Origin of the sequence: Microbacterium sp. Marseille-Q6648 (assembly GCF_943181415.1) — a bacterium.
Lineage (GTDB): Bacteria > Actinomycetota > Actinomycetes > Actinomycetales > Microbacteriaceae > Microbacterium.
The window spans coordinates 1439078-1453718 of sequence record NZ_CALPBZ010000001.1; the positions used below are offsets into that span (position 1 = coordinate 1439078).

Below are 14641 nucleotides of genomic sequence, written 5' to 3' on the forward strand. Positions count from 1 at the left end.
CCGCCAGTCAGGCTACGCGTCGCGGCGGTTCCAGCGGAACGTCAGCCGCCCGAGCACGAGCCCCACCACCAGCCAGATGCCGAGGGCGAGGGCGACGCCGGTGAGGTTCCACTCGCCGTTCTGCTCGAGCACGGCGTACTCCTCGGGCAGGAACACCGCGCGCATCCCCTGCGCCATCCATTTGACGGGGAACATCCCTGCCACGCTCTGCAGCCACTCCGGCAACTGGAAGAAGAAGAGGTACACGCCCGAGATGAACTGCAGGATGAGCACGAGGGGGATGACGACCGCCGAGGCGCTGCGAGAGGTGCGGGGCACCGTCGAGAGGGCGACGCCCAGCAGCGCCGACGTCGTGATCCCGAGGACGAACACCCACGCGAACGTCCCCCACTTCTCGGGCTCGGACGGCAGCTCCACCCGCAGCACGAACGCCGCGAAGGCGAGCAGGAGGGCCGCCTGCAGGATGCCCGTGACGAGGACCTGCACGATCTTGCCGATGAAGTAGCTGACCGGCGACACCGGCGTCGCCCCGAGCCGCTTGAGCATGCCCTCCGACCGCTCCACCGCGATGTCGAGGGCCATGTTCTGCAGTCCCGAGAGCAGCAGACCGGCGGCGAGCATCGACGGCAGGTACATCTGCCCGAGGCTCACGGCGGGCAGGCCCGGCGCCGGCTGGAAGTCGCCGTCCGAACCGAACGCGACGGTGAACAGTCCCAGCAGGAGGATGGGGAACAGGAAGGTGAAGACGACGCTGTCGCCGCTGCGGAAGTACTGCTTGAGCTCGAACCGCGCACGCCACAGACCCATGCGCAGGATGCCGCGACCGGCGGACGGGCGGGTCGCGACCCGCGGGGTGAGCACGCTCATGAGCGGGGAACCTTTCCGGTGGGGGCCGCGGCGGTCGTCGCGGCATCCGTCGATGCGTCGGGCGCGGGGTCGGCGTCGTAGCCGACCATCTCGAGGTAGACGTCTTCGAGCGAGGGCCGGACGATCTCGATGCCGGCCGGCTCGGCGCCCAGGCGGGCCACGAGGCCGGCGACGAAGCGGCCCGGCTCCGCGGTGCGCTCCTCGTGAGCCCGACCGCCCTCGTTCCACCGCACGAGCGGGATGCGGGCATCCGCGCCGCCGATGGTGTCGACCGGGCCGATCGCCTGCAGGCGCCCGCCGACGATGATGCCCACACGGTCGGCCAGCTGGGCGGCCTCTTCGAGGTAGTGGGTGGTGAGCAGGATGGTCGTGCCGCCGTCCGAGAGCCCCTGGATCATCGTCCAGAACTCCCGTCGGGCCTGCGGGTCGAAGCCCGTGGTCGGCTCGTCCAGGAAGAGCAGCTCGGGGCCGCCGATGATGCCCAGGGCCACGTCCACCCGTCGCTGCTGGCCCCCGGAGAGCTTGTTGACCCGGGTGGTCGCCTGCGGGGTGAGGCCGACCGCCTCGATCACCTCGTCCACGTCGCGCGGCCGCGGGAAGAAGCCCGCGAACTGCTGCACGTTCTCGCGCACGGTCAGTGCGCCGAGTTCGCCGGAGCTCTGCAGGACGACGCCGAGGCGCGCCCTCCACGACAGGGCGGCGTGGCCGGGGTCGGCCCCGAGCACGCTGATCTCGCCCGCGGTGCGCCGCCGGAACCCCTCGAGGATCTCGACCGTCGTCGACTTGCCCGCCCCGTTCGGACCCAGGAGGGCGAAGGTTTCGCCGCGGGCGATGTCGAACGACACGTCGTCGACGACGGCCCGGCCGCCGTACTCTTTGCGCAGGTTCCGCACCTGCACCACGTTGTCTGCCATGACTCCAGCCTCGCGCTGCGCACCGCACCGCGGCAGGGCCATTGGTCCGATGCCGCCTCCCCCATTCGGTGGATGCCGCACCCGCGCCCGCGGGCGGGTCGACGTCCACGGCGGGCCGACACCCGCCGGCGGTCGCGACTACGATTCGGTGTGTGACCGAACGCGCTCCCCTGTCCCGCAAGCTGTCCGCCATCGCCGAGTCCGCCACGCTGAAGGTGGACGCCAAGGCCAAGGCCCTGCAGGCGGCGGGTCGTCCCGTGATCAGCTACGCCGCGGGCGAGCCCGACTTCCCCACGCCGCAGTTCATCGTGGACGCCGCCGCCGAGGCGCTGCACGATCCCGCGAACTATCGCTACACCCCCGCGGTGGGCCTTCCCGTGCTCCGCGAGGCGATCGCCGCGAAGACCCTCCGCGACTCGGGTCTCGAAGTCGACCCGTCGCAGGTCATCGTCACCAACGGCGGCAAGCAGGCGGTCTACCAGGCGTTCCAGGCGGTGGTGAACCCCGGCGACGAGGTCCTCCTGCCCGCCCCGTACTGGACGACGTACCCCGAGGCGATCGCGCTGGCGGACGGCACTCCCGTCGAGGTGTTCGCCGGCGCCGACCAGGAGTACAAGGTCACCGTCGAACAGCTCGAAGCCGCGCGCACCGAGCGCACCACCACGCTGGTCTTCGTGTCGCCGTCGAACCCGACCGGCTCGGTCTACACGCCCGAAGAGACCAAGGCGATCGGCGAGTGGGCACTCGAGCACGGCATCTGGATCATCACCGACGAGATCTATCAGAACCTCGTCTACGAGGGCGTGCGCGCGGTCTCGATCGTCGAGGCGGTGCCCGAGGCCGCGGCGCAGACGATCCTGGTCAACGGCGTCGCCAAGACGTACGCCATGACCGGCTGGCGCGTCGGCTGGATGGTCGGCCCCAAGGACGCGATCAAGGTGGCCGCGAACCTGCAGTCGCACCTGTCGAGCAACGTCAACAACATCGCCCAGCGGGCAGCCCTCGCCGCGCTGACGGGCCCGCAGACCGAAGCCGAGCAGATGCGCGTCGCCTTCGACCGACGCCGCAAGCTCATCGTGTCGGAACTGGCGAAGATCGACGGCGTCACGGTGCCGAACCCCCTCGGTGCGTTCTACGTCTACCCCGACGTCCAGGGGCTGCTCGGCCGTGAGTGGCGGGGCACCACGCCGACCACGACGCTCGAGCTGGCCGACCTCATCCTCGAAGCGGCCGAGGTCGCGGTCGTACCGGGCGAGGCGTTCGGCCCCAGCGGCTACCTGCGCCTGTCGTACGCCCTCGGCGACGACGCCCTGCTCGAAGGGGTGCGGCGCCTGCAGGAGCTCTTCTCCTGACAGACGCCGCTCGTCCGGCGGACCGGGCTGCCACGTGCGGCCCGGTCGTGCGGATCAGTCGGTGCGGACGACGGTGAAGTCCGCCGCGAGCTCGACGTCGACGTCGTCGCCGTTCGCCAGCTCGACCTCGACCTCGTACGCGTGGTCGTCGTCGGCGTCGTCGTCCTCGCGCTCGACGCTCGTGACGGTTCCTTCGCCGACCTCTTCGAGCGCGGCAGCGGCGGCGGCCCTGTAGTCCTCGGAGTCGGCCGCGAGGTCGTCCGTGTCGCGGTCGTCGGCGTCGTCACTCGAGTCGTCGTCACGCGAGCCGTCGTCACGCGCGTCTCCCCCGCGGTCGTCGTTCTCGATCGAGACGACGTCGAAGGCGGCGTCGAGCTTGACCTCCGCATAGCCGCCCGCATCGAGGCGGATGTCGATCTCGTAGGCGTGCGAGGCGTCGTCGTCCGCATCCGCGTCGACGACGGTTCCCGAACCGGCGGCCTCGAGCGCGGCGGCGATCGCGCGATCCAGATCCGCGTCCGACACGGCCGGGTCGTTCGACGAGTCGTCGCTCGCGGGCGACGTCGGGGTGGCCGTCGGCGTCGCGGTCGCGGTGGGCGCGGTCGCCGGGGTCAGGGGCACCGCGGCCCCGCCTGCCAGAGCGACGGCGCCGGCGGCGGCGAGAGCGGTGATGGTGATGGTGCGCTTGTTCATGGTGTCCTCCTCGGGTACGACTCCACTGTGCCGATCCGATGCTGAAGCCAGCCTGAAGCGCCTCCAGATCAGAGCGGCAGGCGCAGTTCGGCGCGGGCGCCGCCCCAGGGCGACCCGGTGATGCGCGCCCAGCCGCCGTGTCGCACCGCGATCTCGCGGACGATGGCAAGCCCCAGGCCGCTTCCCCCGGCATCCCGGGAGCGGGCGTCGTCCAGCCGGACGAAGCGGTCGAACACGCGCTCCCGCTCGGCTTCGGCGACCCCCGGTCCGTCGTCGTCGATGGTGATGACCGCCCACCCGTCCCGCTCGGAGCACGCCAGCGCGATCCGCCCCTGCGCATGGCGGGCGGCGTTGTCGACGAGGTTCCGGACCGCCTGGCGCAGCAGTCCCGGATCGACGCGGGCGCGCACGGGGGCGATCGCCGAGCCGTCCACCGACACAGCCGCGGGGCGCAGTCGCTGCGCCTCGGCCAGCAGGACGTCGTCGAGGTCGACCTCCTGCGGAGTGATCGTGAGCGCGCGTTCGTCGGCGCGGGCGAGCACCAGCATCCCCTGGACCAGGCGCTCCAATCGCGCGCCCTCGTCGAGGACGGTGTCGGTCAGTTCCCGGGGGGTGACGCGTTCGGGGTGGTCCCGCGCCACCTCGGCGAACTGCCGCAGCACGGCCAGCGGCGACTTCAGCTCGTGCGAGGCGTCCGAGATGAAGCGCCGCTGCGCCCGCTGCGCGTCGTCCAGCCGCGTCAGCATCCCGTTCATGGTGGTGGCCAGGCCCGCGAGCTCGTCGCCGGTCCCGGGCTCGTCCACACGTCGCGACAGATCGGTCGCGCTCACGGCGTCCACCTGGCGCCGCATGCGCTCCACGGGCCGGAGCGCTCCGCCCACCGCGACCCAGGTGGTCACCCCGACGATTCCCGCGACGATCGGCACCGCCACCGCCAACAGCACCCCGACGGCGCTGAGGGTGGTGTCGACCTCCTCGGTCGAGCGGCCGGCCACGACGACCACGTCACCGTCGCGCTCGGCCGCCATCGCGTAGACGGTGCCGTCGTCGACGCGCATGAGGTCCGGCACGCTGCCGTCCGCCGCGGCGAGCGCCCCGAGATCCTCGGCGACATCGCTGGCGCCCCGAACCGCGCCGCTCTCGTCGTCGATGACCTGCCACAGGCGGTCGTCGTCGACATCGGGGAGCGCGTCGACGTCGCCCTCGTCGAGCTGCTCGGCGAAGGCGGCGGCATCCTGGTTCGCGGCGGTGTCGAGCTGGCCGAGCAGCGACGCCCGCAGCACGAGCCAGAACCCGACCGCGCCGGCGATCAGCGCGATCGTCACCGCGGCCACCGCGACGACGGTGATGCGCAGGCGGATGCCGCCGCGTCGGCGGGCGGGTCGCTCCGCCGACTCACTCATCTTCGGAGCCGATGCGGTAGCCCGCGCCGCGGATGGTGCGGATCGACGAGCGACCGAAGGGCCGGTCGACCTTGGCGCGCAGGTGTCCGATGTAGACCTCGACGATGTTCGGGTCGCCTTCGAACGAGAAGTCCCACACGCCGTCGAGGATGTCGGACTTCGACACGACCTCTCCGGCCCGGCGCATGAGGAAGTGCAGCACGGCGAACTCGCGGCTGGTCAGCTCGATCGGGGTGCGCCCGCGCGCCACCGTCCGCGCGGCGGGATCGAGGACGAGGTCGTCGACGGCAAGCTGCACGGGGCGCGGCGTCGACCCCCTGCGGGTGAGCGCCCGCAGCCGGGCGAGCAGCACCGCGAACGAGAACGGCTTGGTCAGGTAGTCGTCGGCTCCGGTGTCGAGACCCTCGATCTGGTCCCATTCGCCGTCCTTGGCGGTGAGCATCAGCACCGGCGTCCAGTTCTGCTCGTCGCGCAGCGTCCGGCACACCGCGTATCCGCTCAGGCGCGGCAGCATGAGGTCGAGCAGGATCGCCGCGTACGTGTTCTCGCGCGCGTACCAAAGACCCTCGACGCCGTCGTGGGCGACGTCGACGGCGAAGCCCTCAGCCTCGAGCCCGCGCTTCAAGCCCTCGGCGAGGCGCACTTCGTCGTCGACCACCAGCACGCGCATGGGTCCATCGTGGCCGACGAAACCTGTAGCGCGCCTGAAGCGCGGCTGAAGACGGTGCGGCGCTACAGCTCGACGCCCACCAGCACGGGCTCGGGCTGCAGGATGAGACCGAACTCGGACTGCACGCGCCCTTGGATGAAACGGGCGAGTTCGGCGACCTCTCCCGCGGTGGCGTTGCCCCGGTTGGTCAGCGCCAGGGCGTGCTTGCTGGACAGCGCGGCGCGCGAACGCGGCAGCTTGAAGCCCTTGCGCAGACCCGAGTGCTCGATGAGCCACGCCGCGCTCACCTTCACGTCGGACGCGACGGCGGACGGCGGCGGTACGTACCCGTCGAACGCGGCGAGCGGGATCACGAGGACCGGGTCGAGGTCGGGTGCGACCGGCCAGCGCGGGCAGGCATCCGGCAGGGTGCGCGCGAAGGATGCCGAGACGATCGCGTTCTGGAAGAACGAGCCGGCACTGTAGGTGTCGGGATCGCCGTCATCGAGCACCATGCCCTTGAGGCGGCGTGTGGCCAGCACGTGGTCGCGGATCCATGCCACCGCGACGGCGTCGCCCTCCGCCAGTCCCAGCGCCGTCCGCAGCTGCTGCCCCTCGATCGTCCGCTCGGTGCGCCCCACGTCGGCCAGCTCCAGGGTCACCGTGAGGATGACCGCCTGGCGGGCGGGAGCCTGACCGTAGTGATGCTTGAGCACCGACGTGCGGAAGCCGAGCCCGAGCTCTGCCGCCGGAACCGTCGAGACCTCGCCGGTGGCCTCGTCGATCAGCTCCACCTCGACCAGGGTCTGCACGATCTCCTGCCCGTAGGCGCCGATGTTCTGCACCGGCGCCGCACCGACGGTGCCGGGGATCCCCGCCATCGCCTCGATGCCGGCGAGCCCTTCGCCGACCGCGTACGCGACCAGCGCGTCCCAGTCGTGTCCCGCCTCGACCTTCAGCCGGACGAAGCCGGGGCGAGGAGACGGCATCCGCTCGATGCCGGACGTGCGAACGCGGACGACGGCACCGTCGAAGGGTTCGTCCCCGACGAACAGGTTGGATCCTCCGCCGAGGACGAGCCACGGCTCCCGCTCGTCCCAGAGCTGTCGCAGCGTGGCCACGAGCTCGTCGCGGAAGGTCGCCTCGAACATGCGCGCCGGGGCGGCTCCGGTGCGAAGGGTCGTGAGGGTCTTCAGCTCGACCGGCGAGATCTCCGTCATCAGGCTGCGGGCCGGACGCGCACCTGCGCCTTGCCGAGCACGGTCGTGCCGGCGTGAGTGACGGTGAGGTCCACGCGCACCGCCTCGTCCTCGATCGCCCCGACCTTGGCGACCACCGTGACATCGGCGCCGGTCTCAGGATCGACGACCACCGGGCGCGTGAACCGCACCCCGTACTCGAGGATGCGGCCGGCGTCGCCGAGCCACGGCACGATCGTCTCGACGGCGAGTCCCATGGTCAGCATTCCGTGCGCGAGGACGCCGGGCAGACCGACGGCGGCGGCGACGTCGTCGCGGTAGTGGATGGGGTTGAAGTCCCCCGACGCGCCCGCGTAGCGCACGAGCGACTCGCGGGTGAGGTGGACGGTGCGTTCGGCGACGACGTCGCCCACGTTCAGGTCGGTCACTTCTCGCCCTCTCCCACCAGCAGCACCGACGTCGCGGTCACGACATGCGCGCCCGCGGCGTCGAGGACCTCGGCGTCGCTGGTGACCATCGCGTTGCCGCCGAGCGTTCGGATGCCGGTGACGGTCAGCTGCGCCGTGAGCTCGTCGCCCGCGACGATCGGGCGGGAGTAGCGGAACCGCTGCTCGGCGTGGAGCACCCGCGAGAGCTCGATGCCCGAGTCGGGCTCGGCCAGCAGCTGCTGCAGCGTGAGGTCCTGCACGACCATCGCGAAGGTCGGCGGCGCGACGACGTCGGCGTAGCCGAGCGCGCGGGCCGCAGCCGGATCGGTGTGCTGAGGGTCGTCGGCGAAGACGGCGCGGGCGAACTCCCGCACCTTCTCACGGCCGACGAGGTACGGCGCGGTCGCGGGGAAGACGCGTCCGACGAGCTCGGGGTTCACTGGCACCGTGCCATCCTACCCAGCGGCTCCGCGCCGCCCCCGGGAGCAGATCAGTCCTCGTAGCCGATGAGCCAGCGGATGCCGAATCGATCGACGACCTGGCCGTCGGTCGAGCCCCACGGCCGCTTCTGCATCGGGTCCAGAACCGTGCCCCCGTCCGACAGCCCGTCGAACCACCGTGTCAGCGTCTCGGGGTCGGCGGTGCCCAGAAGCGCCATGCTGACGCCGGTCTGCGACACCGAAGGCTCGTCGCCTGCGGCGTCGGTGCCGTACAGCCGCACGGGACCGCCCAGGATCCCGTGGGCGATGGCCTCGGCCGGACCGTCGGTGCGGCCGAACTCCTCGTACGTGTGGAGTTCGAGCCGTCCGTCGAACACGTCGCGATAGAACGTCAGCGCTTCGGCGGCGTTGCCGGGGAACCAGACGTACAGGGTCAGGTCGGTCATGCGGGAACCTTCTCTCCGGGGGCGTGGTGCCCCGTCGTCTCCACCGTGGCCGATGCCGCCGTCGCCGCGCCCGCTCGGCGTCGCGGGTCGTCCGATCCGTTGCGGTCGGACGGTCGCTCAGGAGCGATCCGCGGTCATCTCGCTCTCGGCCGCGCGCCGGTAGGCCCGCGGCGACATGAGTCCGGCGCGCGTGAAGGCGGTCCGCAGGCCCGCGGTGGTCGCGAACCCCACGCGCGAGGCGATCTCGTCGACCGGGAGCCCGGTCGAGGTCAGCAGGTGGCGGGCGATGCGCACCCGCTCACCCGTCAGCCAATCGCCGGGACTGCGCCCGTACACCGCGATGAAACGACGACGCAGCTGACGTTCGCTCAGATGGGCGGCCGCCGCGAGATCCCGGACGCCGATGCCGCTGGACAGGTGCGCGATGGCCCACTCCGCCACCTCGGCCAGAGCCGGCTCCGCCGGCAGCGCGTACGGCACGACGAGGTAGCGGGCTCCGGGCGCCCCGGTGCCCTCCGGGGCGGCATCCGCGGCCCGGTCGATCAGACCCGGCTCGTCGGCGAGCCGCATGCTCGCATCGAGGTAGGCCTCGGCGATCCGGCCGATCGGGCGAGGTTCGGTGGGGTCGGGCCGGGGAACACCGAGATAGGCCTCGCGCAGCTCCGCCATCATCGCCGCGACGAACGGGGCGCCGCCGCGTGCGAGGACCTCGGTGCGCACGCGCAGCAGCGGGGAGGTCGGCCGGTGCTTGATGCCCCAGTTGCCCAGCTGCACCAGGATCGGCAGGACGTCGATCCCGGCATCCGTCAGCGCATAGTGCTCACCGCGAGACCCGGCCACCCGCGTCCTGGTCACGAGGCCGCCCGCCTCCAGCCGCCGGAGCCGAGCGGCGAGGATGCCGCGGGGGATCCCTTCGAGCGAGTTGCCCGCCAGCTCGCTGAACCTCAGCGGCCGACCGAGCATGAGATCGCGCAGGATGACGAGCGACCAGGCGTCCCCGAGCGCTTCCGCCGCCGCGTTGACGGGACAGCCCGACCTCATCGTCTGCCCCGCGTCGGCGACGTGGGTGCCGCGCTCCGGCTCGCTCATCCTCATCGGCGCCGCGCGCGCACGGCCTTCCATGCCATCTGTCCCGCGATGAAGGTGAGGAAGGCGGCGAAGAGCACGTTGCCGACGAAGGGGTCGACGCGCGTGGCGATGAAGGCTCCGAGCGCGGTCGTGGTGCACGCCGAGAAGCCGACGACGGCTGCGGCGACGAGGTCGACGTTCCGGCGACGGATGTTTCCCACGGTTCCCGAGATCGCCGTCGGGATCATCATCAGCAGCGACGTGCCCTTGGCCACGAGGTCGCTCGTGCCGAACAGGATCATGAGGGCCGGCACGACGACGATGCCGCCCCCCACGCCGAGGAGCCCCGAGAGGACGCCGGTGATCACCCCGAGCACGACCAGGCCGATCCCGGTGATCCAGGTGAGCTCCAGCCCGACCTCGCGTGAGGGGATCACATAGAACAGGGTGACGATGACGACCGCGAGGAAGCCGATGAAGCACCAGCGCAGCAGAGTCTGGCTGAGCCGGGCGAGCAGCCACGTGCCGAACTGGGCTCCCACGACGGCGCCGGCCGCCAGGATGAGCGCAGCGACCCAGGCCACCGATCCGGTGAGCGCGTACGAGACGACGCCGACCGCGGCCGTCGGGACGATGGCGGCCAGCGAGGTCCCGGCGGCGAGTCGCTGATCGAAGCCGAGGATGAGGACGAGCAGGGGCACGATGACCGTGCCGCCCCCGACGCCGAACAGCCCCGACAGAAGACCTGCGAGCAGGCCCACACCGACGCAGGTGACGAAGAACCGCGCGTTTCGGGCAGGCAGGACCCGTTCGTCCGTCGTTCCGGGCATCAGAAGAACGAGGCGTCGTCGATGGCCCAGCCGCCGTCCGCCGGCACGAGGACGTACTCGAGGCGGTCCTCGTACTGTTCGAGGCTGTCGGTCTGCTGGCCGTTCTCGTCGTACATGCTCGCGTACGTCTCGGACGTCGACACCCGGATGCTGTCCGCATCGCTTTCGAGCGCCGTGACCGTCACGGCGTAGTCCTGCACGGTGGTGGCGAACAGGCTCGCGTCGGTCTCGAACGACTCGCAGTCGGTCAGATCGAGCACGCCCTCGCGGAAGGCCTCGGTGGTCGCGGTGAAGAACTTGTCGCAGTCGACGGTCTGCCAGGCCTCGTCGTAGAGTTCCACCGCCGCGATCGCGGCCTCTTCGTCGGCGCCGGCGGCCTCAGCGCCTTCCTCGATCTCGATGGGAGCGGGCGCCTGCGACGAGCCTCCGCTCTGGCTCTGCCCGGCAGCGAGACCGAAGAACAGCAGGGGGATCACCACGGCCGCGGCGATCACGATCCCCAGGAGCACGACGCCGAGCACGACCCAGAGGATCCAGAGCTTGGACTTCTTCGGCTCGGTCGCGGCGACGAACGCGCCGGACGGGGCGGCGGGGTACCCCGGGTAGGCGCCGGTGAACAGCTGCGCCCCCGGGTCCGCTCCGCCGTCGACGCCGGTGTAGGGCCCGTACGCCGGCGTCTCGGCGGGCGACGGCATTCCGGTCGCCATCGCGGCGGCGGGGTCGAGCGGTCCGGCCGCCTCGGGGGGAGCCACCTGAGTGTCGCCGGCGGTGTCGGTCTGCGTCCCGGCATCCTCGTGCGACCCTGATGCCTCGGGCGCGTCGGGCTGGGCGACGTGCTCGGTCCACTGCGCGCCGTCCCACCAGCGCAGAGCGCCGTGTCCGTCGTCGTACCACCCGGGAGGCGTCGTAGTCATGAGCGCAACCCTATCGCCCGGGCGTTGCGGCCCCTGCCCCGATGGCCCGGCCGAGGGCGTCGCCCGACGACCAGGCGGTGCGCACCGCGGTGGGCCCGCCCCAGGCGTCGCCGCACACCCCGATGCCGTCGTGCCACAGGTACGGCTCGTCGCCGTTGTCCGCCGGACGGGCGAACGTCCAGCGGTGGGCGAATACGGCGTCGGGGTCGCGGTCGATCCCGAGGATGCGGCGGGTTGCCGCGACCGCCGGAGCGATGGCGCCGTCCGGCGCGGCGAGGTGTCGCCGCGCGCGCTCGGCCGTGGTGTGCACCACGAGCACTGCGGCCCCGTCCCCACGGCGATCGCCGTCGTCGGCGATGAAAGACACGTCGGGATCGCCGTCGACGAACGCGCCGTGCAGGTCGGCGGCCCATCGTCGCTCGTCCCAGCAAAGCACCACCGCGATGACCGGCTCGAATGCGCGCGCGTCGAGCACGGGCGCGAACGGGGAGTCGTCAGGGAGGAGCCGCCGCGCCTGAGGGGCGGGCATGGCGAGCACCACGTCGGCGACCGACGCGCCGTCCACCGATCCGGGAGCCACCGCTGAGACGACGCGGTCGCTGACGACCTCCAGCCCCGCGGCGAGGTCCGCGACGAGCGAGCGCAGGCCCGCGGGCGCCGCGTACCTCATCGGCCCGGTGGTCGTACCGGAGACGCCGGATGCCGTCGCCACGGCGAAGGTGTCCGTCCACTCCCGGGCGAGACCGCGCTCGGTCCAGCCGCCCACGATATCGGCGAAGCCGTCGTCGTCCGGGGCCGTCAGGTAGGCGGCGCCGATGTCGACCGGACGACCGCCGACAGTGCGGGTGGCCATCCGACCGCCGACCCGTCTCCCGCGATCGAGCACGCGGACAGGCGTGCCCGACGCCCGCAGCGCCCGCGCGCACGCGAGACCCGAGATTCCCGCGCCGATCACCGTGACCGGGCGTGCGGGGTCCGGCGCCCCGTTCGAGGTGATGTGCGTCACTCCGAGGACGCCGGATTCGCCGGCGCGGCCGCCCCGGCGCCGGCACCGACGGTCGCGCGCTCGGCCGCCATGCCCGCGCCGATCCCCTCGCCGACGGTGCGGCCCTGGATGATCGCGGCGATGTCGAGACCGGTCGCCGCCTTCACCGAGTCGAACACCGAACGCAGACCCGTGGCCGACTCGCCCGCCAGGTGCGAGGACGCCCCGTCACCGCCGAGGACGGTGATCGAGCCGACCTTGTCGAAGCCCTTGGCGTACTCGGCCATGACCTGCGGCAGGGCGTCGAGGGCGCGCTGCGCCAGCAGCGCCTCCTGGTTGCGGGCGAGGGCCGCGGCCTCGGCCTCGAGCGCGTCGGCCTTGGCCTGTCCGGCCAGCCGCACGGCCTCGGCGTCGGCTTCCGCGCGCAGGCGCGTGGCCTTGGCCTCCTCCTCGGCGATCTGGGCGCGAGCCTCGGCGGCCTTCACCTGCTCGTAGGCCTCGGCGTCGGCTGCCCGCTGACGCTCGTACAGTCGAGCATCGGCGACGCGCTTGACCTCGGCGTCCAGCTCGGCCTGCCGGTTCTCGGCACGCTGCTGCAGGACGCCCTGCTCCGCCTGCGCCTTGGCCAGCGCCTCGGCCTGCTCGGCCTCGGCGTTCGCGCGACCGACCTCGGCCTGTGATGCGGCGGTGTTCTTGTCGTAGGCGGTCTGCTCGACGAGGGTCGCCTCGCTCGTCGACAGCTCGCGACGCTTGATCTCGCGGCGGGCGTCGATCTCAGCGACCTCGGCCTCGCGCTTGACGCGCTGCACCTCCGTCGCTCCCAGCGCCGAGATGTACCCGTTCGAGTCGGTGATGCCCTGGATCTGGAACGAGTCCAGGATGAGGCCCTGACTCGAGAGGTCGTTCTTGATGCCCTCGGCGATCTGGTCCGACAGGCGCTGGCGATCGCGCATGAGCTCTTCGACGGTGAGCGTGGCCACCACGCCGCGGAGCGCGCCCTCGAGCTGCTCGGTCGTGAACTGCTCGATGGCCTTGTCCTGCGACGCGAAGCGCTCCGCGGCGCGGCGCACCGCTTCGGGGTCCGACCCGATCTTCACCAGCGCGACACCGCTCACGGTCACCGTGACGCCGTTCGAGGACTGCGCGACCGGCTCCATCTTGATCTGCCGCGCGCGCAGCGAGACGAGCTCGGCGCGCTGGGTGATCGGATTGACGATCGCGCCGCCCCCGGTGATCACGGAGATGCGGGACGATACGCCGTCCGCGCCCTTCTGGGTCTTTCCGACGATGACGAGGGCCTCGTCGGCCTTGGCCACGCGATACCACGCGCGGAAGACCAGCAGACCGATGAAGAAGACGACCAGCGCCACGATGGCGATGATCACGATGGGGACGATGAGACCGACGGTGGCGAGGAAGTCCATTCCCACAGCCTAGGGGGCGGTATATCGGCCGGCCGCCGCTATCCACAGGCGCTCACGCAGGGTCAGCGGCTCAGCAGCTCCTCCGTCGACAGATCCGGAAGCGCCAGGGTCACCTGCGTCCCCCACGGATCGGTCACGATCACCGAGCGCCCGTCCCGGCGGAAGGCGATTCCGTGAGACGCGAGTCGCGCGGCGACGGCATCGAGCTCGGATGCCGTCGGCACGGTCACCGCGACATCCCCCAGCCCCAGCCCGGCAGCGCGAGGACCGGAGCCCGCGCTGTTCCAGATGTTCATCGCGATGTGGTGGTGGTAGCCACCGGCCGACGCGAACAGGGCGCCCGGGTACTGGCTCTGCGTGGTCTCGAAGCCGAGCGCGTCCACATAGAACTTCCGGGCGGTAGGGAGATCTCCCACTTGGAGGTGAACATGGCCGACCCTCCCGGACAGCGCGGGACCGGCATCCACCGCGGTCTCGGTGAGGTGGCGCTCCAGGTATTCGTGGGGATCGAGATAGTCGGTCGCCATCTGGATCTGGTTCCCACGCCGTGACCACTGCTCGCGCGGGCGGTCCGTGTACAGCTCGACGCCGTTGCCTTCCGGATCGGTGAAATAGAACGCCTCGCTCACGAGGTGATCGCTGGATCCGACGAAGCGGCTTCTCGGATGCCGCGCAGCGCGGTACACCGTCGCTGCCAGACTCTCGGCGTCGCCGAAGAGGAAGGCGGTGTGGAACAGGCCGGGTTGGCGCGGGTCCACGGCGGGGAGGGCGGGCGTGTGGATCAGCCGGAGCAGCGGAGTGTCGCCCCGCCCGAGAACGCGATGCACTTCGCGGGCTCGGGCGCGCTCCTCGAGGGGCTCCATCGCGAAGGCGCGGGAGTAGTACTCCGACATCCCCTCGAGGTCCCCCACGCGCAGCGTGACGGCGCCCATCGAGGTCTCGGGGTGAAGGATGCGGTCGTCTGTCTCGGCGGTCATGGCGTCTTTTCGGTTTGCTTGTACATGAAACTAACACGAGAAGCTTGTATGT

16 protein-coding genes are annotated in these 14641 nt (G+C 71.6%); 1 reads left to right on the plus strand and 15 read right to left on the minus strand.

The window, feature by feature from the left end; genetic code table 11:
* Positions 1-12: 12 nt before the first annotated feature.
* Entirely contained in the window at positions 13-867 is an 855-nt protein-coding gene (locus tag NFR93_RS06880; RefSeq protein WP_251451161.1) for an ABC transporter permease, read from the minus strand.
* Positions 864-1781, minus strand: a complete 918-nt coding sequence (locus NFR93_RS06885; protein WP_251451162.1) for an ABC transporter ATP-binding protein — start codon at positions 1779-1781, stop codon at positions 864-866. The genes NFR93_RS06880 and NFR93_RS06885 overlap by 4 nt, the downstream gene beginning before the upstream one ends.
* Positions 1782-1933: 152 nt before the next feature.
* On the opposite strand from NFR93_RS06885, the gene NFR93_RS06890 reads away from it, so the two are divergent.
* Positions 1934-3133, plus strand: coding sequence for a pyridoxal phosphate-dependent aminotransferase (locus NFR93_RS06890; protein ID WP_251451164.1), 1200 nt, complete (start codon positions 1934-1936; stop codon positions 3131-3133).
* Positions 3134-3187: 54 nt separating this feature from the next.
* Here the strand turns inward: NFR93_RS06890 and NFR93_RS06895 are convergent, their stop codons facing one another.
* The 13 genes from NFR93_RS06895 to NFR93_RS06955 form a co-directional block, all read right to left on the minus strand.
* A complete protein-coding gene (locus tag NFR93_RS06895) occupies positions 3188-3826 on the minus strand; it encodes a PepSY domain-containing protein (protein WP_251451166.1) in 639 nt (212 codons plus the stop codon).
* Between the two features lie 68 nt (positions 3827-3894).
* A complete protein-coding gene (locus NFR93_RS06900) occupies positions 3895-5229 on the minus strand; it encodes a sensor histidine kinase (RefSeq protein WP_251451168.1) in 1335 nt (444 codons plus the stop codon).
* Complete coding sequence (locus NFR93_RS06905; protein ID WP_251451170.1) at positions 5222-5899, minus strand: response regulator transcription factor; 678 nt, start codon at positions 5897-5899, stop codon at positions 5222-5224. Before NFR93_RS06905 ends, NFR93_RS06900 begins: the two co-directional genes overlap by 8 nt.
* A gap of 62 nt (positions 5900-5961) precedes the next feature.
* On the minus strand, positions 5962-7098 hold the full coding sequence (locus NFR93_RS06910; RefSeq protein WP_251451172.1) for a UDP-N-acetylmuramate dehydrogenase: 1137 nt from the start codon (positions 7096-7098) through the stop codon (positions 5962-5964).
* Complete coding sequence (locus NFR93_RS06915) at positions 7098-7505, minus strand: MaoC/PaaZ C-terminal domain-containing protein (protein ID WP_251451174.1); 408 nt, start codon at positions 7503-7505, stop codon at positions 7098-7100. Before NFR93_RS06915 ends, NFR93_RS06910 begins: the two co-directional genes overlap by 1 nt.
* On the minus strand, positions 7502-7951 hold the full coding sequence (locus tag NFR93_RS06920; protein ID WP_251451176.1) for an FAS1-like dehydratase domain-containing protein: 450 nt from the start codon (positions 7949-7951) through the stop codon (positions 7502-7504). The genes NFR93_RS06915 and NFR93_RS06920 overlap by 4 nt, the downstream gene beginning before the upstream one ends.
* A 44-nt stretch (positions 7952-7995) precedes the next feature.
* Entirely contained in the window at positions 7996-8391 is a 396-nt protein-coding gene (locus tag NFR93_RS06925) for a VOC family protein (RefSeq protein ID WP_251451178.1), read from the minus strand.
* A 117-nt stretch (positions 8392-8508) separates the two neighbouring features.
* Positions 8509-9480: a helix-turn-helix domain-containing protein gene (locus NFR93_RS06930; protein WP_251451180.1), complete on the minus strand. Its 972-nt coding sequence runs from the start codon at positions 9478-9480 to the stop codon at positions 8509-8511.
* A gap of 2 nt (positions 9481-9482) precedes the next feature.
* Positions 9483-10289: a sulfite exporter TauE/SafE family protein gene (locus NFR93_RS06935; RefSeq protein WP_251451182.1), complete on the minus strand. Its 807-nt coding sequence runs from the start codon at positions 10287-10289 to the stop codon at positions 9483-9485.
* On the minus strand, positions 10289-11203 hold the full coding sequence (locus NFR93_RS06940; protein WP_251451184.1) for a DUF2510 domain-containing protein: 915 nt from the start codon (positions 11201-11203) through the stop codon (positions 10289-10291). Before NFR93_RS06940 ends, NFR93_RS06935 begins: the two co-directional genes overlap by 1 nt.
* Positions 11204-11213: 10 nt before the next feature.
* Positions 11214-12209: an NAD(P)/FAD-dependent oxidoreductase gene (locus NFR93_RS06945; protein WP_251451186.1), complete on the minus strand. Its 996-nt coding sequence runs from the start codon at positions 12207-12209 to the stop codon at positions 11214-11216.
* Positions 12206-13612, minus strand: coding sequence for an SPFH domain-containing protein (locus NFR93_RS06950; RefSeq protein ID WP_251451188.1), 1407 nt, complete (start codon positions 13610-13612; stop codon positions 12206-12208). Before NFR93_RS06950 ends, NFR93_RS06945 begins: the two co-directional genes overlap by 4 nt.
* A 62-nt stretch (positions 13613-13674) precedes the next feature.
* Positions 13675-14589, minus strand: coding sequence for a VOC family protein (locus NFR93_RS06955; RefSeq protein WP_251451190.1), 915 nt, complete (start codon positions 14587-14589; stop codon positions 13675-13677).
* Between the last annotated feature and the right edge of the window lie 52 nt (positions 14590-14641).